The organism is Roseospira marina (assembly GCF_014197855.1).
Classification (GTDB): Bacteria; Pseudomonadota; Alphaproteobacteria; order Rhodospirillales; family Rhodospirillaceae; genus Rhodospira; species Rhodospira marina.
Genome location: NZ_JACIGJ010000006.1, coordinates 250,797 through 269,739, shown reverse-complemented (window position 1 = coordinate 269,739; position 18,943 = coordinate 250,797). Strand labels below are relative to the sequence as shown.

Annotated in this window: 13 protein-coding genes and 1 tRNA gene; 8 read left to right on the top strand and 6 right to left on the bottom strand. The window is 67.7% G+C overall.

Features of this window, described 5'->3' with window-relative positions:
* Positions 1-167: 167 nt before the first annotated feature.
* Together GGD82_RS10605 and GGD82_RS21420 are read left to right on the top strand one after the other, a co-directional pair.
* Entirely contained in the window at positions 168-413 is a 246-nt protein-coding gene (locus tag GGD82_RS10605; RefSeq protein ID WP_150061416.1) for a helix-turn-helix transcriptional regulator, read from the top strand.
* The gene (locus tag GGD82_RS21420) at positions 410-1,435 is read left to right on the top strand and encodes a tyrosine-type recombinase/integrase (RefSeq protein WP_184013267.1); all 1,026 of its coding nucleotides are present in this window, start codon (positions 410-412) and stop codon (positions 1,433-1,435) included. Before GGD82_RS10605 ends, GGD82_RS21420 begins: the two co-directional genes overlap by 4 nt.
* Positions 1,436-1,521: 86 nt before the next feature.
* On the opposite strand, the gene GGD82_RS10595 is transcribed toward GGD82_RS21420, so the two are convergent.
* Positions 1,522-1,595, bottom strand: a tRNA-Gln gene (locus GGD82_RS10595).
* A gap of 539 nt (positions 1,596-2,134) precedes the next feature.
* Here GGD82_RS10595 and bchE point away from each other — a divergent pair.
* The 3 genes from bchE (at position 2,135) to GGD82_RS10580 (ending at position 6,679) form a co-directional block, all read left to right on the top strand.
* Positions 2,135-3,943: a magnesium-protoporphyrin IX monomethyl ester anaerobic oxidative cyclase gene (bchE, locus tag GGD82_RS10590; RefSeq protein ID WP_150061418.1), complete on the top strand. Its 1,809-nt coding sequence runs from the start codon at positions 2,135-2,137 to the stop codon at positions 3,941-3,943.
* A 292-nt stretch (positions 3,944-4,235) separates the two neighbouring features.
* Complete coding sequence (locus GGD82_RS10585) at positions 4,236-4,940, top strand: response regulator transcription factor (protein ID WP_150061419.1); 705 nt, start codon at positions 4,236-4,238, stop codon at positions 4,938-4,940.
* Entirely contained in the window at positions 4,937-6,679 is a 1,743-nt protein-coding gene (locus GGD82_RS10580) for a sensor histidine kinase (protein WP_246163735.1), read from the top strand. Before GGD82_RS10585 ends, GGD82_RS10580 begins: the two co-directional genes overlap by 4 nt.
* Before the next feature lie 34 nt (positions 6,680-6,713).
* Here the strand turns inward: GGD82_RS10580 and GGD82_RS10575 are convergent, their stop codons facing one another.
* Complete coding sequence (locus tag GGD82_RS10575) at positions 6,714-7,031, bottom strand: RidA family protein (RefSeq protein ID WP_211364723.1); 318 nt, start codon at positions 7,029-7,031, stop codon at positions 6,714-6,716.
* A 403-nt stretch (positions 7,032-7,434) separates the two neighbouring features.
* Here GGD82_RS10575 and GGD82_RS10570 point away from each other — a divergent pair, with 403 nt between their 5' ends.
* Positions 7,435-7,719, top strand: a complete 285-nt coding sequence (locus GGD82_RS10570; protein ID WP_150061421.1) for a hypothetical protein — start codon at positions 7,435-7,437, stop codon at positions 7,717-7,719.
* Between the two features lie 120 nt (positions 7,720-7,839).
* Here the strand turns inward: GGD82_RS10570 and GGD82_RS10565 are convergent, their stop codons facing one another.
* From GGD82_RS10565 to GGD82_RS10555, 3 genes are all read right to left on the bottom strand, one after another.
* A complete protein-coding gene (locus GGD82_RS10565) occupies positions 7,840-8,703 on the bottom strand; it encodes an aldo/keto reductase (RefSeq protein ID WP_150061422.1) in 864 nt (287 codons plus the stop codon).
* A 62-nt stretch (positions 8,704-8,765) separates the two neighbouring features.
* Positions 8,766-10,106, bottom strand: a complete 1,341-nt coding sequence (locus GGD82_RS10560) for an MFS transporter (protein WP_150061423.1) — start codon at positions 10,104-10,106, stop codon at positions 8,766-8,768.
* Between the two features lie 327 nt (positions 10,107-10,433).
* A complete protein-coding gene (locus GGD82_RS10555) occupies positions 10,434-10,895 on the bottom strand; it encodes an Lrp/AsnC family transcriptional regulator (protein ID WP_150061424.1) in 462 nt (153 codons plus the stop codon).
* Between the two features lie 157 nt (positions 10,896-11,052).
* Between GGD82_RS10555 and GGD82_RS10550 the strand changes: the two genes are divergently transcribed.
* Together GGD82_RS10550 and GGD82_RS10545 are read left to right on the top strand one after the other, a co-directional pair.
* On the top strand, positions 11,053-12,072 hold the full coding sequence (locus GGD82_RS10550; protein WP_150061425.1) for a 1-aminocyclopropane-1-carboxylate deaminase: 1,020 nt from the start codon (positions 11,053-11,055) through the stop codon (positions 12,070-12,072).
* A gap of 100 nt (positions 12,073-12,172) precedes the next feature.
* On the top strand, positions 12,173-14,560 hold the full coding sequence (locus GGD82_RS10545) for a thiamine pyrophosphate-binding protein (protein ID WP_150061426.1): 2,388 nt from the start codon (positions 12,173-12,175) through the stop codon (positions 14,558-14,560).
* A 41-nt stretch (positions 14,561-14,601) separates the two neighbouring features.
* On the opposite strand, the gene GGD82_RS10540 is transcribed toward GGD82_RS10545, so the two are convergent.
* Positions 14,602-18,912, bottom strand: coding sequence for a DUF4347 domain-containing protein (locus GGD82_RS10540; RefSeq protein ID WP_150061427.1), 4,311 nt, complete (start codon positions 18,910-18,912; stop codon positions 14,602-14,604).
* Between the last annotated feature and the right edge of the window lie 31 nt (positions 18,913-18,943).

Sequence of the window (18,943 nt, the reverse complement as noted above, 5' to 3'; positions counted from 1 at the left end):
GACCTGTTGGCACCGTCTGACGTGCCCTGGGGCTTCGCGTTGCCCCGGCCGGATACCCTGGTGCTGCGCCCGGAGCCCTGGCACGACGCCGCCGATCGGTGGCTCGCCACCCTGCGAACCCTGCTCCCGGCCGATGCCCCCGTGCCGGCGTGACAGAGGGGAGACCTATGGCCGCGACTCTGCACGATCTGTCCACGCTGCCGAACTGGCCCCGCCTGCTGTCCGAACAGCAAGCGGCCGCCTACTGCGGCGTGACGGGTGAGACCTTTCGTCGGCACATTCCCGTGGCGCCGCGACGCTTAGGGCGTCGGGTTCTGTACGATCGGCGCGATATTGACCGGTGGTTGGATGGTGCGGACGAGAACGGCGGCCCGATTCCGGAGCCGGCAGACCTTGGGAGCCTGTTCGCGTGATCGTCCGCATGAAAGGGATCAACACGGTGCGCGCCAAGGGCCGCACCTATTATTATCACCGGGCGACGAAACAGCGCATTCACGCGGCCCCGGGCACGGCCGCCTTCGCCGCCGAGGTGGCCCGGATCGAACAGGAGGCCGCCGACGCCACCGTGAAGCCAGAGGGCACATGGGGCTGGTTGGTCGAGTCCTATCGCAAGTCGCCGGAATGGGCCGGTCTGGCAGGCCGAACCCGCAAAGACTATCAGCGCGTGTTCGACTACCTGTCGAAGATGGATCGTGTGCCGCTGGCGCACATCACGACCGAGGGCATCCTGCAGGTTCGCGACAAAGCGCACGAACAGCACGGCCGCCGGTTGGCGAACTATTGCCTGTCGGTGGTGTCCCTCGTTTGGAACTGGGGGCGTCCGCGCGGCAAGACGAAAACCGCGAACCCGACCGATGGCGTCCCGAAGATCGCGCGCCCCAAACATATGGAAGCGGCCAACCGCCCGTGGACGGAGGCCGAGTTGCAGGCCGTGTTGACGGCGGCCAGCCCCCATATCCGTGCCGCCATCGCGCTGGCGGCCTACACGGGCCTGCGCGAAAGCGATGTGCTCCGCTGGCCCTGGAGCGGGTATGACGGATCGGCCATTGAGGGGCGGGATGCCAAAACGAGCGGTCAGGTCTGGATGCCGGCGCATCGCGACCTTCGGGCGGTGCTGGACACCTTGCCGCGCACCGGCCCGGTGATCGTCTGCAGCCGAAACGGCACGCCCTACACTCAGAACGGATTCCTGTCGTCCTGGCGAAAGCTGCGCACCCGCCTCGAGGCCGAGGGCAAGGTCGGACCGGGCCTCACCATCCACGGCCTGCGCCACACCGTGGCGACCAAGCTGGCCGATGCGGGCGCGGACACGCGAACCATCATGGCCATCACGGGCCACGCCACCGAGGCTATGGTGAAGCGCTACACCGAGCGAGCGGACCGACGGAAGCGGGCGACGGCGGCCATGAAGCTCCTGGAACGCGACCAGGATTAGAACACCGTGCCAACGCAGTTTGCAAAACCGTCTGCAAAACTAAGAAAGGCTTGCTGACCTTTCGGTCTGCAAGCCTTTGAAATTACTGGCTGGGGGACCTGGATTCGAACCAGGACTGACGGAGTCAGAGTCCGCTGTTCTACCGTTAAACTATCCCCCAGCAGGGATGCCGGATAGAGCGCGTGTGCGCACAAGCCGGAGGCTCCGTAGGCCTGGGCCGGTAGAGGCCCTTCAGCGCGGACCGTGCCGCACCACCGGACACAAGGTCCGGCCCCGATCCGTCACTTGGACCGCGTCGGGGGAGGGTGTCTAACATAGGCCCTGCGGCCTGGGAAGGGGCATTCGCGGTCGCTGGGCATTTTTTTGCTGCCGCTTCGTCCGGTGTCCGCGGTGGCCATTTTTTGGGGTGGCCATTTTTTGGTGGGTCTGCACCGTCGACGATCTGTCACAGAATCTTGACACACCGGCGAACGCGCGGTTGACACATCGCGCCCGCGCGACGATAATGCGCGGTCAGGAAGTCTCCAATCTCAAGCACTTAGCCGGTTGGTGGCGGGGGATTGGCGCACCGCACGGAATAGAGACCGACCGGGACGCGGCGGCCAAGGGCCGTCTTGCGTGTGTTTCTGTTCGCGCACCGTCATTGCCTATCCGGCACATCTTTTCCGGTACACTATCCGGTATATGGGGAGACCGCACATGCGGATCGTTCTGGTCCAGCCGAATTATCATTCCGGTGGCGCCGAGGTTGCGGGCAACTGGTCGCCGGCCTGGGTCGCCTACTTGGCGGGATACCTGAAATCCAAGGGCGGCTACACCGACATCCGGTTCATCGACGCGATGACCGACGACATGACGGACGATCAGCTGCGCGACAGGCTGGCCGCGGAACGGCCGGACATCGTGGCCACAACCGCCAACACCCCGGCCATCTACAAGGCCGAGCGGGTCATGCAGATCGCCCGCGAGCTGTTCCCCAACGTCGTCACCGTGCTGGGCGGCATCCACGGCACCTTCATGTATCAACAGGTGCTGCGCGAGGCGCCCTGGATCGACGCCATCGTGCGCGGCGAGGGCGAGGTGGTGTTCCACAATCTGGTGCGCGCCATCGACCAGGGCCAGTGGCCCGACGCGCGCGGGCAGATCAAGGGCATCGCCTACGCCGAGGGCGAGAAGGTCATCGCCACCCAGGCCGAGGCCCCCATCCGCGACACCGACGAGATCGTGGCGGACTGGAGCGTGCTGGACTGGGAGAAGTACATCTACATCCCCACCGGCGGGCGCGTGGCAACGCCGAACATGGCGCGCGGCTGCCCGTTCACCTGCTCGTTCTGCTCCCAGTGGAAGTTCTGGCGCGATTACCGGGTGCGCGACCCCAAGAAGGTGGTCGACGAGATCGAAATCCTGGTCAAGCAGCACGGCGTGAATTTCTTTATCCTCGCCGACGAGGAGCCGACCATCAACAAGAAGGCGTTCATCGCCTTCTGTGAAGAGTTGATCGACCGCAAGCTGGACGTCATGTGGGGCATCAACACCCGCGTCACCGACGTCCTGCGCGACGAGGACCTGCTGCCGTTCTACCGAAAGGCCGGTCTGGTGCACATCTCGCTGGGCACCGAGGCGGCCGCGCAGCTCAATCTCGACCTGTTCCACAAGGAAACCACGGTTGCCGACAACAAGCGCGCCATCGATCTGCTGCGCAAGAACGGCATCGTGACCGAGGCCCAGTTCATCGTCGGCCTGGAGAACGAGACCCGCGAGACCATCGAGGAGACGTTCGCGCTCTGCATGGACTGGAACCCGGACATGGCCAACTGGTCCATGTTCACGCCCTGGCCGTTCTCCGACCTGTACCGGGAGATGGGCGACAAGGTCGAGGTCCACGACTTCTCGCAGTACAACTTCGTGACCCCGATCATGAAGCCGAAGGCGATGGAGCGCGGCGAGCTGCTCGACGCCGTCATGGGCTGCTACCGGCGCTTCTACTCCAAGAAGGCGCTGTTCCATTACCCGTGGGTGCCGGGCGACAAGGTGCGCCGCAAGTACCTGCAGGGCTGCCTGAAGGCCTATCTGCGTTCGGCCATGAAGCGCCAGTTCTACAACCTCGGTAAGGTCGGCTATTGGGGCCCGCATACCATGAAGAAGGTGAAGTTCGCCTTCGACCGCTCGCGCCGCCTGGAGGCCAAGCCCGATTTCGGCGCCACGCAGGAGTGGAAGGCCGCCTCCAAGCGCAAGCAGGAGGAGATCGACGCCGGCATCCGTGCCTACAAGGAGGCCGGCGGCCCGCTCGATGCCACCCAGAACCAGCAGGCGGCCAGCGCCGATGGCAAGGTCATGGCCTGCGGCGGTGGCGACGAGCAGATGAGCGAGCACGCCATGCTGGCCGCCATGGGCGGCTGCGGCAGCAACACCGACCAGCAGATGTCCGAGCACGAGATGGCGCGGTCCATGAAGCCCTGCGCCACGGGCGAGGAACCGCCGCTGGAGGAGGTTGAGGCCCGCCGGTAACCCACCGCGACCGCCGCCCCAACCACACGCAAGACCCGCGCCGCCCCGCCGTCGTCCGATGGCGGGGCGGTTTGCGTCTCGGCCGGGTCCGCCATGCTTTCGTGCCAATTGGGTCCCGACCGGCGCCACAATTGCGCCTCTTGATGAGGGCTTCTGATGGTGCGTCTGGGGGCGCGCTGTTCTCTGTCTTGCGCGGGCGCGGGCGGCAGGGCACCGTGTGTCCGGCCGCGTTGCCGAGTCCCGCTGTGTTCGCCCACCTGTCGTCCGACCCGTTTGCCGAAAGGACTCCGCTGTGTCTCAACGCGTTGCGCTTGTGGATGACGATCAGAACATCCTGGCCTCCGTCTCCATCATGCTGGAGGCCGAGGGCTTCGAGGTGGTCACCTACACGGATGGCGCCGAGGCCCTGCGCGGCCTGCTGGCCGAACCGGTCGATCTGGCCGTGTTGGACATCAAGATGCCGCGCATGGACGGCATGGAGTTGCTCCAGCGCCTGCGCGCCAAGACCAGCCTGCCGGTCATCTTCCTGACGTCGAAGGACGACGAGGTCGATGAACTGATGGGACTGCGCATGGGTGCGGACGACTACATCAAAAAGCCGTTCTCGCAGCGCCTGCTGATCGAGCGCATTCGCGCCATCCTGCGCCGGGGCGAACCGGCCGCCGAAGGGGCGAACCAAGACCTGTCGGACAAGGCCCTGATCCGGGGCGAGCTGGTGATGGACCCGGACCGTCATCTGTGCACCTGGAAAGGCGAGCCGGTGAACCTGACGGTGACCGAGTTCCTGCTGCTCCAGTCGCTGGCGCAGCGGCCCGGGCACGTCAAAAGCCGGGACCAGTTGATCGACGCCGCGTACGGCGAGCACATCTACGTCGACGACCGCACCATCGACAGCCACATCAAGCGCCTGCGCAAGAAGTTCCGGGAGGTGGATACCGAGTTTTCGGACATCGAAACGCTGTACGGCGTCGGCTACCGGTATAAGGACTCGGCGTGACCGAACGCGGCGGGACGCGAGACCGCGATGGGAGCGGCGCCCGGGCCGAGCGTCGCCTTGCGCTGAGGGTCGCCTCCGTTCGACGGCGGCGTGCCTGGTCGGGCACCGTGCTGCGGTCGCGGCTCACGCGGCGGATTCTGGCCGTCAACCTGCTGGCCCCCATCCTGCTGGTGGCGGGCATGCTGTACCTGGACGATTACCGGGAAACCCTGACGCACGCCCGCCTTCAGGCGCTGCGGACGGAGGCCGATCTGATCGCCGCCGCCGTGGCCGAGGGCTCGCTGACGTTCGAAGTTCACCCGGAAACCCGCAGTCTGGTCCCCGGCCACGTCATCACGCCGGAACTGGCCGGCCAGATCGTGCGCCGCCTGTCGGACCTGGCGGGCGTGCGGGCGCGGCTGTTCGGCCTGTCCGGCGATCTGGTGGCGGACAGTCGGCGCGGCGTGGCCGGGCAGTTCCAGATCTCGACGTTGCCGCCCTTGCCGGAGCCCGATCCCGTGGGCGACTGGTTCGACGACGCGATGGCGGCCGTGTCCGGCGCGCTGGACCGCGCCTATCGGTTCGTATTGCCCCGTCCGGAACTGCCGCCGTACCAGGAGATCCCGAATCCGGTCGCCACCGACTACGCGGAGGCGCGGGCGGCCCTGGCCGGGCAGGCGATGGCCGACGCGGTTCGGCGCGACGTCAACAGCGACCGCGTGATTCTCAGCGTCGCCGTGCCGGTGCAGTACTTTAAACAGGTCGTCGGCGCCCTGATGGTCTCGTCCGATGATACCACGATTGAAAACGACGTTCTGGCCCTGCGCCTGGCCATTCTGGAGATCTTTGTCGCCATCCTGGCGCTGACCGTGCTGCTGTCTCTGTATCTGTCGGGTACGCTGGTGCGGCCGCTGATCCGGCTGGCGGCGGCGACCGAACGGGTGCGCCACGCGCGCGGCGACCACCGGGACATTCCGGACTTTTCCGGGCGGCGCGACGAGGTGGGAGAGCTGTCGGCGGCGCTGATCGAGATGACCGCCGCGCTGTCCGCCCGCATGGGTGCCATCGAGCAGTTCGCGGCCGATGTGGCGCACGAGATCAAGAACCCGCTCACCTCGCTGCGCAGTGCGGTCGAAACGGTGTCGCGTGTCACGGATCCGGACCAGCAACGCCGCCTGATGAGCGTGATCCTGGACGATGTGGAGCGCTTGAACCGCCTGATCTCGGACATTTCCGACGCGTCGCGCCTGGACGCTGAGCTGTCGCGCGCCCAGGCGGAGCCGGTCGATCTCGATCGCCTGCTGGGCGCGATCGCCGATGTCCACACGACCACGGGGGCGCAGCACGATGTCACGGTGCGCTACGACGGGCCGGAAGACCAGAAGCCCCTGATCGTCCAGGGCATGGATTCCCGCCTGGGTCAGGTGTTCCAGAACCTGCTGACCAACGCCATTTCGTTCAGTCCGGAGGGCGGGACCGTGACCCTGCGCGTGCGGCGGGACCGGACCTATGCGGTGGTGACGGTGGACGACGACGGCCCGGGTCTGCCGGCCGGCAAGGAAACCGCGATTTTCAACCGATTCTATTCGGAGCGGCCGAAGGGCGAAAAGTTCGGCACCCACTCCGGGCTCGGTCTGTCGATCTCCAAGCAGATCGTGGACAGCCATCGGGGCATGATCCGGGCGGAAACCCGCACCGACGACGACGGCAACCCGCTTGGGGCGCGCTTCACGGTGATCCTGCCCGCGGGGCCGGGGTAGAGCACGCCCCGAGCGCCGAGCCCCGAGCCCCGGATCAGGTGTCGCGGCGGGCGGCGGTCACGATGATTTCCACCTTGTACTCGGGGTGCGCCAACCGGGCCTCACCGCAGGCGCGTGCTGGGGCGTGTCCGGTCGGAACCCAGGCGTCCCACACGCTGTTCATGGCGTCGAAGTCGGCCATGTCGGCCAGCCAGATGATGGCCTGAAGCATATGCGTCTTGGAGGACCCGGCCTGCTCCAGCAGGGTTTCGACCTGACGCAGGCAATCGCGGGTCTGCTCTTCGACCGTTGCGCCGTCGCCCACCTGACCACACAGATAGACCACGTTCCCGTGGGTGACGATCGTGCTCATGCGGTCGCCGGTGCCTTGACGCTCAATCACGGTCTTTCTCCTTGCAAATAAAAAGAGGGTGGCAAAACAGAGAGGACGGGGCGGATCCGCCCTTGGGGGGCGACCCTACGGCGCCGTCCGGGCCGGATGCAAGCGTCAGGGGCTGCGGGGGCCATCGGGCCGATTCTTGGGCGATGTACGGGCAATCCATGCATGCGTGGCATGACCACCCATCGCGGCACCACATGGCCGATCGGGGGTATACTGACCCCATCATGACGTGAGAGGCGGGCGTGCCGCCGAGTCCGCGAGTCCCCGCACACGCGCTGACGCCGCGTCCGACCACCGTCGACCACCGCCGACCCACGCCATCGTATGCCATGCCCGGGAGGGCGACCCCCCGGCTACGACGTGGGAGAGTTCGATGATTACCCTTCAAGATTGCTTCAGTCAGGTCGATGCGCGACCCGACGAGATCCTCGTCGTGGCGCGCCACCGGCGGATTCCCGCCATCCTCGCTGTGGGCCAGGTGGAGGCGCTGTTGGCGCAGCCCTGGGGCGGCGCGGCCATCTGTCAGATGATCCTGGACGAGCACACGCGCGCCGGGGCTCAGGGCGACGTCGAACGCGCCGAAGCCCTCACCGTCCAATATGATGAAGCCCACGAGCTGTATGTGGGCGGCTCGGACCGGCGCCGCCTGCCGCGGTAGGGCCCCGATCCTGCGGCACACGCGAGTGGTATCCGGAGCGGGGAGGGCGGTCCATCGGTTCGCCCTCCCCAACCCCGCGGTCCCCCATTCAGCGATCGGGGACGCGGGTCGGCGCGCGCCTCAGCGTGGTGCGGCAAACACGGGGAACACCCTGGCGTCGCCATAGTCCTTGATGCGCTCGGCGCCCTTCAGCGTCTCCATGTCGGCGTCGGAGATCGCGAAATCGACGGCGGCGTTGCTGCGCATGTGGTCGGGGTTCGCCGTTTTGGGGAGCGGCAGCAGGTCCAGTTGCAGGCAGTAGCGGATGCACAGCTGTGGGACGCTGACGCCGTACTTTTGCGCCATCGCAGCCAGGTCGCCGTTGTCCAGGATCTTGCCGTGGCCGACCGGCGAATAGGCCTCCACCAGAATGCCCTGGCTCTTGCAGTAGTCGATCAGATCGAACGGCGTGTTGCTGACGTGCGCCAGCACCTGATTCAGCATCGGCTTGACCGAAGCGCCGTCGAGCAGAGTCTCAAGATCGCCACGCTCGAAGTTCGATACCCCAATGGCGCGCAGCTTGCCGGCGGTGTACGCCTCCTCCAGGGCGCGCCAGGCCTCGCGGTTGCCCTCGGTGTAGCGGTCCTCGCCGCCGAACTCGGACCACGGCTGCGGGCTGTGGATGATCATCAGGTCGATCGTGTCGAGCCCCAGGGTCTTCAACGAACCATCGATGGCCGCCTTCGCGTCGGCGTAGGTTTTGTGCGAGGCGTCCAGCTTGGTGGTGACGAACACCGCGTCGCGGGCGAGGCCGCAGGCGCGCACCCCTTCGCCGACGCCGCGCTCGTTCTGATAGGCCTGGGCGGTGTCGAGGTGGCGGTAGCCGAGCGTCACGGCCGCCTTCACCGCCTCTGCGACCGCGTCGTCGGGGATCATCCAGGTGCCGAGCCCGAGCTTCGGGATCGCAACACCGTTGGACAGGGTAAATGTCTCATCCAAAATCATGGGAACCATCCTTGGTCAAAACAGGTCGGGGATCGTGGTGGCTGAGACCCGATCGCTCTGCCCTACCTATGATGCCGGGGCCGGTCCGATAACCCTTCGGCTGGGGATTTGACCCATGAATCCGGCGCGTCAATGGGGCCGGGGCCGTCCGCCACGGTGGAGATGCGCCCCCGGGAGGCCGCACGACCACCGCGTCGCCAAAGCCACACGAACGCGACGGCCAGGATCGCGCTGGCGCCGAAAAACACGACGTCCGGGCTTTGCACCGGGGCGGCGGGCGTCATGAACATGCGAAAGACCTGGGTGAACAGCACGGTCCCGACCAGAAAGGCCAAGCTTTGGATCGCCGCGATGCCGCCTTGCAGCGCCCCTTGGGTGTCTTCGGGCAGGCGCTTGGACATCAGGGCGGCGACGCTGGGATGCACGAAGCCCTCGATGCCGTGGAGCATCAGCAGCAGGAACACCGCCGTCGTCGTCGTCGCCAGGCCGAAGCCCACGCAGCTCAGCGCGGCGAAGGCCAGACCGATCAGCGCCAGCCGGTGCTCGCCCCAGCGGGCCACCGCGGGGCCGGTCCCCAGCCCTTGCAACAGCGCCATGCCGAGCCCCGCGACGGCGAGGGTCAGGCCGACGACGGTGGTCGACCAGTCGAACTTGGCGAAGCCCCAGAACACCCAGACGCCGACATAGACCGAGTTGCCCAGAAAATACAGCGCCAGAACGGCCGCATAGGGCAGGACGCCTGGGTGCCGCACGAACACCCGGAACACGCCGAGCGGATTGGCGTCCCGCCAGCGTGCGGCCCGGCGGCGCTCACGGGGCAGGGTTTCCGGCAGAAACAGCAGCGCCAACAGACCGTTGAGGCCGGCCAGGAGCGCCGCAGTCCAGAATGGCGCGCGCGTTCCCAGGTCGCCCAGGACACCCCCGATGGCGGGGCCGAGCACGAAGCCGAGGCCGAAGGCCGCGCCCATCAGGCCGAACGCCCGCGCCCGCGTCTCCGTCGTGCTGACGTCCGCCAGACAGGCGTTCGCGATCACGATGGATGCCCCGCACAGCCCCGCGACCATCCGCCCGAGAAACAACCAGCCCAGCGAGGGTGCCAGGGCCTGAAGGACGTAATCCACCGCCAACCCGCCCACGGCCAGCAGCAGCAGGGGCCGCCGTCCGAACCGGTCCGACAGCGTGCCCAGAAGCGGGGCGAACCCGAACATGGCCAGGCTGTAGACGGCGAACAGCAGCCCTCCGACTTGGGCGGCGTCGCCCATCCCGAGGTGCCCGATCTCCTCGATAAGGGGCAGCACCACCGGAATGACCAGCCCGATCCCGACGCTGTCGAGGAACGCGATCATTAGGGCAAACACCGTGGCCCGGCGTCGGAACACGTCGGGGGAGCGAACCGCGCGCATGTGTCATCGCCTTTTCAAGGGAGGGCGAGCGTACGGCCTTGGACTCAAACACACCAGCCTCCAGCCCCCGCGCGGCTGGCACCAGCCCGGAGGACTCTCCTGACCGCTGGACCAACGTTGGGGGCAGGGTCAAGGTCGACGAACGCCGTCTCATCAATCCGGCGTCTTGCCCGCTGCGCCGTGAGAGTCACCGCAACGCTTGGCATGCCAACGCGGCCTATGGACACGACGACGGGGCGGCGGCGCCATGATCCGATGTCCGCGGTCCCCACGAGCGGTCTCCAACGCCGGGCCCCAACGCCGGGCCCCAACGCCGGGCCCCGGACCTCAGAACGGCAGCGGCGCGTCTTCCTTGACCTCCTTCATGATGAAAAAGGTTCGGGTCTGTCGCACCCCCGGCAAGGCGATCAAATCCCGGCCGTGAAGCTGGTTGAAGTTGGCCATGTCCCGGATCCGGACCTTGATAAGATAGTCGAAGTCCCCGGCGACCAGGACACAGTCCAGCACCACGGCCATGCCCATCACCGCCTCCTCGAAGGCGGCGAAGCTTTCCGGTGTGGACCGGTCCAGCACCACGCCCACCATCGCCACCACGCCCAGGCCCACCGGTTCCGGCGCGATTCGGGCGTGCACGCCCTTGATGTAGCCCTCGTCAAACAGGCGCCGCGTCCGCCGGTGACAGGTGGCCGGACTGACATGGACCCGCTCCGCCAGATCGGCGTTGGACAGCCGCCCGTCGGCCTGGAGGGCGCGCAGGATGTTCAGGTCGATCCGGTCCAAGCCGCCCATGAAAGCTCTCTCCATTTCTGACCAGAAAAGAGACGTCTTATCTCACGTATCAGGCATTTTCATTCATATTTAGGCCGGATCATAACCGTATTCGAGAGCACCCGTCACGCCTCTGCCTCTAGCCTGGGACGGTCACTCACCCCCAGGAGGCCCCGCCATGTCCCTGCTGGACCCGTTCGAACGCTATCCGCTCACCTTTGGTCCGACGCCCATCGAACACCTGCCGCGCCTGACCGAGGCCCTCGGCGGCACGGTTCAGATCTACGCCAAGCGCGACGACTGCAACTCGGGCCTGGCCATGGGTGGCAACAAGCTGCGCAAGCTGGAGTACATCATCCCCGACGCCCTCGCGGCCGGGGCGGATACCCTGGTGTCGATCGGCGGGGTGCAGTCCAACCACACCCGCATGGTGGCGGCCACCGCCGCCAAGCTGGGCATGAAATGCGTGGTCATTCAGGAAAAGTGGGTGCCGCACTACGACGCCGTCTATGACCGCGTGGGCAACATCCTGATGAGCCGCCTCATGGGTGCGGACAGCCGGCTCGTGGACGATGGCTTCGACATCGGCATCCGCAAGAGCTGGGAAGACGCCATCCAGTCCGTGAAGGACGCGGGCGGCAAGCCCTATCCCATTCCGGCCGGCGCCTCCGTCCATAAATACGGCGGGCTGGGCTATGTGGGCTTCGCCGAGGAGGTCGCCAAGCAGGAAGCGGACCTCGGCTTCACGTTTGACTACATCATCGTCTGCGTCGTGACCGGCTCCACCCAGGGCGGCATGATCGTGGGTTTCGCCGCCCAGAACCGGGCCGACCGCGTGATCGGCATCGATGCGTCGGCCACCGTCGACCAGACCCGGGCCCAGGTGCGCGGGATCGTCGACAGCACGGCGGACCTGGTGGGCCTTGGGCGCGCCGTTCGCGACGACGAGATCGTCATCAATCCGGACTACGCCTACCCGGCCTACGGCGTCCCGTCGGAGGCGACCAACGACGCCATTCGTCTTGCGGCCCGCACGGAAGCCATGATGACCGACCCGGTGTACGAGGGCAAATCCATGCAGGGCCTGATCGACCTCACCCGCAAAGGCTTCTTCCCGCAGGGGTCGAAGGTGCTTTACGCTCACCTCGGTGGCGCCCCGGCCCTCAACGGCTACAGCTATTACTTCAAGGACGGTTGACGCGCGCCCGGTCGCTCCCGTCGGATCGCTCCGCCGCGCCGCATCGTCCCGGCGCGGCGGCGGCCACCCCGCGCCGCCCCTTCACCGCGAGAGCCCTGCGATGACCCGTCCCGCCTCCCCCTTGAAAACCATCGAGCAGCGCCTGCTGTGGCTCAGCCACTGGATGATCCACAACGCCAACCACGTGCGTCCCAAGGTGGACGACATCAAGGTGGGGGGGCATCAGGCCTCCTCGGCGTCCATGGTCTCCATCCTGACCGCGCTGTATTTCTCGGCCCTGAAGCCCGAGGACCGGGTGGCGGTGAAGCCGCACGGCTCGCCGGTCTTTCACGCCATGCAGTACCTCATGGGCCAGCAGACCCGCGAGAAGCTGGAGGCGTTCCGGGGGTTCGGCGGCGCCCAAAGCTACCCCAGCCGCACCAAGGACATCGACGACGTCGATTTCTCCACCGGATCCGTCGGGTTGGGGGTGGGCATCACGGCCTTCGCCGCGCTTATCCAGGACTACATCCTGGCCAAGGACTGGGAGGGAACGTTGCCCCCGGGCCGCATGGTCGCCCTGGCCGGTGACGCGGAGCTGGACGAGGGCAACATCTACGAAGCCCTGCAGGAGGGATGGAAGCACGACCTGCGGAACTGCTGGTGGATCATCGACTATAACCGGCAGTCCCTGGACGGCGTGGTCCGCGAGGGCCTGTTCGACCGCATCGAGAAGATCTTCGGCGCCTTCGGCTGGGACGTGGTCCGGGTGAAATACGGCGCCCTCCAGCGGGCCGCCTTCCAGGAACCGGGCGGCGAGGCCCTGCGCGGGTGGATCGACGCCTGCCCGAACCAGCTCTATTCGGCGCTCACCTACCAGGGGGGCGCAGTCTGGCGCCGCCATCTCATGGACGACCTGGGCGACCAGGGCGACGTGAGCGCCCTGCTCGACGCTCGGAATGATCGGGAGCTGGCGACCCTCATGGAAAACCTGGGGGGCAACTGCGTGGACACCATGGCCGAGACCTTTGCGGCCATCGACCACGACCGCCCCACCTGCTTCCTGTGCTACACGGTCAAGGGCTGGGGGACGCCTATCGCCGGGCACAAGGACAACCACGGCGGCCTGATGACCACGGCCCAGATGGCCGAGTGGCAGGCCCATATGGGCATCGCCGAGGGGCAGGAGTGGGAGCCCCTGGCCGGGGTTTCGGACCCTGAGGGTCTGCGCGCCTTCCTCGACACCGTTCCCTTCTTCGCCAAGGGGCCCCGGCGGTACACGGCCGCCGCGCTTCCGGTGCCGCCGGTCGCCGCGCCGACGGACGCAGTCATCTCCACCCAGATGGCCTTCGGCAAGATCCTGGACGCGCTGGCCAAGGGATCGTCCGACTTGGCGGCGCGGATCCTCACCACGTCGCCGGACGTGACCGGAACCACCAGCCTGGGGCCGTGGGTCAACCGGCGGAAGCTCTTTGCCCGCGAGGCCCGCGCCGACACCTTCCTGGAGCAGCGGATCCCGTCGACGGCCAAGTGGGCCTTCGCGCCCGACGGCCAGCACATCGAACTGGGCATCGCGGAGATGAACCTGTTCCTGCTGCTCGGCGCGGCGGGGCTGTCTCATGCTCTGTTCGGGCAGCGCCTGATCCCCATCGGCACGGTGTACGACCCCTTCGTGGCCCGTGGCCTGGATGCCCTGAACTACGCCTGTTACCAGGACGCCCGGTTCCTGATCGTGGGCACCCCCTCCGGCGTGACCCTGGCGCCGGAAGGCGGTGCTCACCAGTCCGTCGGAACACCGCTGATCGGCATGGCCCAGGACGGGCTGGCGGCTTTCGAGCCCGCCTATGCCGATGAACTGGCCGTGATTCTGGAATGGGCCTTCGGCTACCTCCAGCGTGACGGCGAGGGCGACCCCGACGAACGCACCTGGCTGCGCGACGAAACCGGCGGGTCGGTCTATCTGCGGCTCACCACCAGCCCCATCGAACAGCCGGGCCAGCGGGCCGACGACGCCTTCCGCCAGGGGGCCATCGACGGGGCCTATTGGCTGCGCCCGCCCGGTCCCAACTGCGAGGTGGTGATCGCCTATCAGGGCGCCGTGGCGCCGGAAGCGGTCGAGGCGGCCGGGCTGATCGGTGAGGGGCGGCGCGACATCGGCGTGCTGGCCGTGACCTCGGCGGACCGTCTCAACGCGGGCTGGACCGCGGCCCAGCGCGCCCGCAGCCGGGGCAACGCGCGCGCCACGTCCCATGTGGAACGCCTGCTGGCGGACGTTCCCTCGCACTGCGCGATGATCACGGTGATCGACGGTCACCCCGCCACGCTGTCCTGGCTGGGGGCGGTGCACGGCCACCGGACCCTTCCGCTCGGGGTGGAGCACTTCGGCCAGACCGGCACCATCGGCGACCTGCGCCGCCACCACGGCATCGACGCGGACTCGATCCTCGAAAAGGTTCAGGGCCTGACCTGTGGCCGGCCCCTCCGCTTCGGGACGGCGGCGGACCTGTAAGACCGCCCGGTCGAAAACCTCGGGCGCCGCCGCGCTGTGCGTTACGCGAACACCATGTCCGTATCGGCCACGTATCCCGTTCGCCCTTCGCCGACACCGTGCAGGACGAAGTGGAACAGCGGGTCCATGCCGGCGTCCGCGACGTCCGGATTGGCCGCCAGATAGGCCGCGGCATCGAACCACGGTCCGGGATCGCGGCCCTCGTCGGCCCCCCAGGTCGCGTAGTGCCGCAGGGCGCTGGTCAGCCACCCGTTGGCGATGGCCGCCGCGACGTCGGGATTGGCCTCCAGGTACCACGCCTCATCCCAGAACGGATTCGGCGCCCGTCCCTCGTCGAGGCCGTGCGCCAGGGCGTGGGCCTGGGCGTCCGAAAAGATGCCCGCCGTGACGGCGGTCGCGACGTCGGCGTTTTGCGTCGCGTAGAAGGTGCTGTCGAAGGCCAGCCCGGCCAGCGGCGTGGCGTCGGGGATGCGGGTGAGGGTGGAGGTGCCGTCCTCGGCAAAGACCAGGATTTCGACATCCGCCCCAACGTCGGCCGTGCCGCCGCTGCGGACGACGGTGGCGCCTTCCGCCCGCTGGACCTGCGACGTCCCGAAGCTCTCGGCGAACTGAGCCACGTCGACGCCGGTGCCCCCGGTGACGGTGTCGTTGCCGTCCCCGCCGATCAGGATGTCGTCGCCCCCGAGCGATCCCACGACGTCGTCGCCGGCCCCGCCGTCCAGGATGTCGTCGCCCTCGCCCAGGCGGATGAACTGATCGCTCCCGTCGCCGACCGCGATGTTGTCGCCGCTGCCGCCGGTGACCGTTGATTCCCCGACGATGGCGGCGAACTCCACGTTCTCAAGCTGAAGCGTGGTGCCCGAGGGCAGCCCCCGCGTGTCGATGACCAGCGCCTCCTGCTCGCCGGCCGAGGCGTCCGCGCCGGTGATGAGGATCGGCCCGTCCGGCGCGGCCGCACCGCTGACCGTCGGCGTGATGGTGTTCACGTACAGCGGGGTGTCCGGCGACAAGCCGTTCAGGAACGCCCGCCCGACCCCGGTCATATGCGTCTGGGTCTGCGACCCGGACTCGGTCTCGGTTTCGATGCGGTCGATCAGGTCCAGCAGCGGATCCGTGGGTGTACGGGGCGTGGTCGCGCCGGAGCTTGTCAGGCCGACGCCCATGGGCAGGCTGGCGGTCAGGGCCGGCGCGGCGCCGGACCCGGCGAGGACGTGATCCGACAGCGCGTTGGCGCCATCGTCCTCGTCCTCGCCGGGCTGAAAGCCATCGAAGGGCGCGATGGTCTTGGTTTGGGTCACCGTGCCGTTGCTGTTGGTCGTGGTGGTGGTGGTGACTTTGGTGCCCTCGGTCGTTGTCGTGGTCGTCTGGCCCCCGGTCGAGCCACCACCGCCCCCACCATTGGACGGGGTCGATGCGCCGACGGTCAGGCCGAAGGTGCCGGAGGCATCCGCGTCGCCGCCGTTCGCGGTGCCGTCGCCGTCGTCCAGGGTAACTGTAAACGACCGGGCCCCGTCGGTGCTTGGCGCGTCGTACGTCAGGGCGCGAAGCAGCGTCTGGATCCGGGCGGAGGTCGCGTCACTGTTGAAGGCGATCGTCAGGGTGTTGCCGCTCAGGCCATCGTTCGTGGCATCGACGGTGCCGATGGCGGTCCCGCCGATGGACACGGTTTCATTGGCCGTAAACGTGCCGTCCTTGCCGGACGTGGCCGTGGTGCCGTCGAGGCCCCAGCTTCCGTTGGTCGGGCCGCTATCCACGATCGTCAGGGTTCCGCCGTCGTAGTCCGCCGAGTCCGCGTTGGTGACCGTCGCGTCGTCCAGGCCGGTGACGTTCACGGCCCCGGCGCCGGCGGTAACCATGCTGGCGGTATCGCCGAACACGCCGCCCACGACCGGCGGACTGTTGACGGCGGTCAGGGACACCGTGGAGGCGAGCGACAGGCTGACCGTGTCGTCCCCGCTGTTGGCCGTGCCGCCGCTGTCGGTCATCTGGGTGATCGTGACCACCCGGGTGCTGCCCGTGGACGGATTGTCGCTGGTGTTCCGGTAGGCGAGGGCGTCCACCCCGGCTTGCGCCTCGGCGGGGGTCATGGAGGCCCCGCTGAACGACACCGTGGCGGTGGATCCGGACACCGAGACCGTGACCGCCAGGCCGTTGGTCGTGGTGACCTTGCCGTCGGTGAGCGCCACGTCGGAGCCGTCAAGCGTCAGGATCTCGTTCGCCCCGTCCGCGACGTTGGTGACCGTCAGCGTCAGGCCCGTGATGCTCTGGCTGGTTTCGATGGTTGAGGCCGCCGCCCCGGTGAACAGAGCGACGGCGCTGCCGCCCTCGGTGTACGACGGATCGGCGCCCGTGGCGGTCAGCGTCGGTTCATCGTTGACGCCCGTGATCGAGACCGGGGTGGAGCCGGTGGCCGTCAGCGCCCCGCCCGTTCCCTGGCTTCCGCTGTTGCCGTCGTTCAGAGTCCAATCCAGTTGTGCCGACGACGGGGGGGCGTTGCTGGCATTGCTGTACCGCACGGCCTGCATCACCTCGTTGACCAGCGCGGTCGTCGGGGTCGTGCCGTTGTCCGCGAAGGTGACTTGAAGCTGACCGTTGCCGGTATTGGAGATCGTGGCGATCACGTTGCCGCCGGACGACACGGTCCCGCCGCCGTCCGGGCCCCCCGCGACCGTCAGGCTGCCGCCGGTCACGATGGACAGCCGGTCGTCGGCATTGGCCCCGCCGTTGCGGGCGATGGTCAGCGAGGCCCCGCTGTAGTCGCCGCTGGCCCCATTCAAGGCATCGAGTTCCGCGTCGGAGACCGTGACGTCGGCGTCCAGTGGCACCGCCGATCCGCCCTCGGTAAAGGCGGGTGTGCCGTTCAGGTTGGCGAACACCGGCGCGTCGTTGACGGCCGCAACCGTGACACCCTGCGTCACGCTGCCGGCGGTGGACGAGCCGGTATCGGTCACCGCGTAGGTCAGGGTGCGGGCGCTGGTCGAGGGCGTGTCGCTGGTGCTGTTGAAGGTCAGCGTGCGCAGAACGGTCTGGTAGTTCGCCGCCGTCGTCGTTCCGTTCAGCGTCAGAACGCCGGTGCCGCTGTTGTAGTTGGATGAAATACCCGACCCGTCGGTGACCGCCAGAATGTCACCGCTCGCGAAGCCGCCGGTGACGGAGACCGTCGCGCCGCTGATGGTGTCGCTCTCGGCGTCGGTGACGGTCAGGGCGGCGTCCACCGCAACTGCGCCGCCCCCCTCGGTGAACGCGGCGTCACCGGTTGGCGACGCGACCACGGGGGCGTTGTTGGGCGCCACGGCGGTCGACAGCACGATGTCGTCCAGATAGACGCCGTTGGCTGCCTGTCCACTCGCGAGCTGGATCCTCAATTCCTTGATGTAATCGAAGCTGCCGCTGTCCGGGGACTCGAGGTTGATACTCGACTGAGTCACGCCGCCTCCGGTGCCCGCCGTCAGGGTCACCGCCTTGCTCCCGAGCGTGGTGGCACCATCCAGGCCCGTGAAGGTTATCGTTGCACTGGCTCCACCGGACGTCTGAGTCCACGCAAAGTACAAGCTGTCGACGTTCATATAACTGGCGTCGTCCGCCACGAGGGTGAGACGATCGATCGCGTTCGCGTTGGCCGTCGCGCCGAGATTGGCATCGCCGCCACCCCCAATGTCGGGGGGGGTCGTGAGAACGGCAATGAACGTACTGCTTGAGGCATCGACATTGGTCTGCGTGATGGTGAAGCCGTTGTTGGTGCCGCTTGCGGTCTGATTGTTGTTTTGTAGCGCTGAAATTGAAACGAAGGTCGTTCCGAAGGTCGTTGTCCCAACGCTTGGCGCGAGGAGGCCCGTGAACCGGGGCTCCAGGACCCGAATCAACGGGCGCGCTGCGGCGACCGTCCCGCTCGGTCCCTCCAGCCGCCACGTCCCGCCTTTGTCCGCCGCCCCGGTCCGGGTGGGGGAGGCCGCCACGGCGGCCCCGGTCATCGTCGCGATCCGCGCGATGAAGGCCTGCCCGGCCACCGTCTCCACCACCGAGCAGCCGTACAGCAGCAGGCCGGCCTCCTCGGCCAGCGCCCGCCCGATGCGGGCCAGCTCACCCTCGTCGCCCGGCAAGGTCTCGGCGGTGACGGCCCCGGACGCGAACAGCAAGGCGCCGTCCTGACCGTGGCTGAGCACATGGATGGCCTCGACGTTCGCGCGGCCGTCGAGATGATCCGCCATCTGCGCCAGCGCGGGCCGCCCCGCGTGCAGCCGGACAACCTCCGCCGCGAGGCCCGCAGCGGTCAGATGCGCGGCGGCCTCCGCTACGGCGACATCAACAAAAACGATGGGACGGGTGACATTGACCGTCGCGTCGGGAACCATCGCGCCATCTCCTTCCGAAATTCAGGGGTAA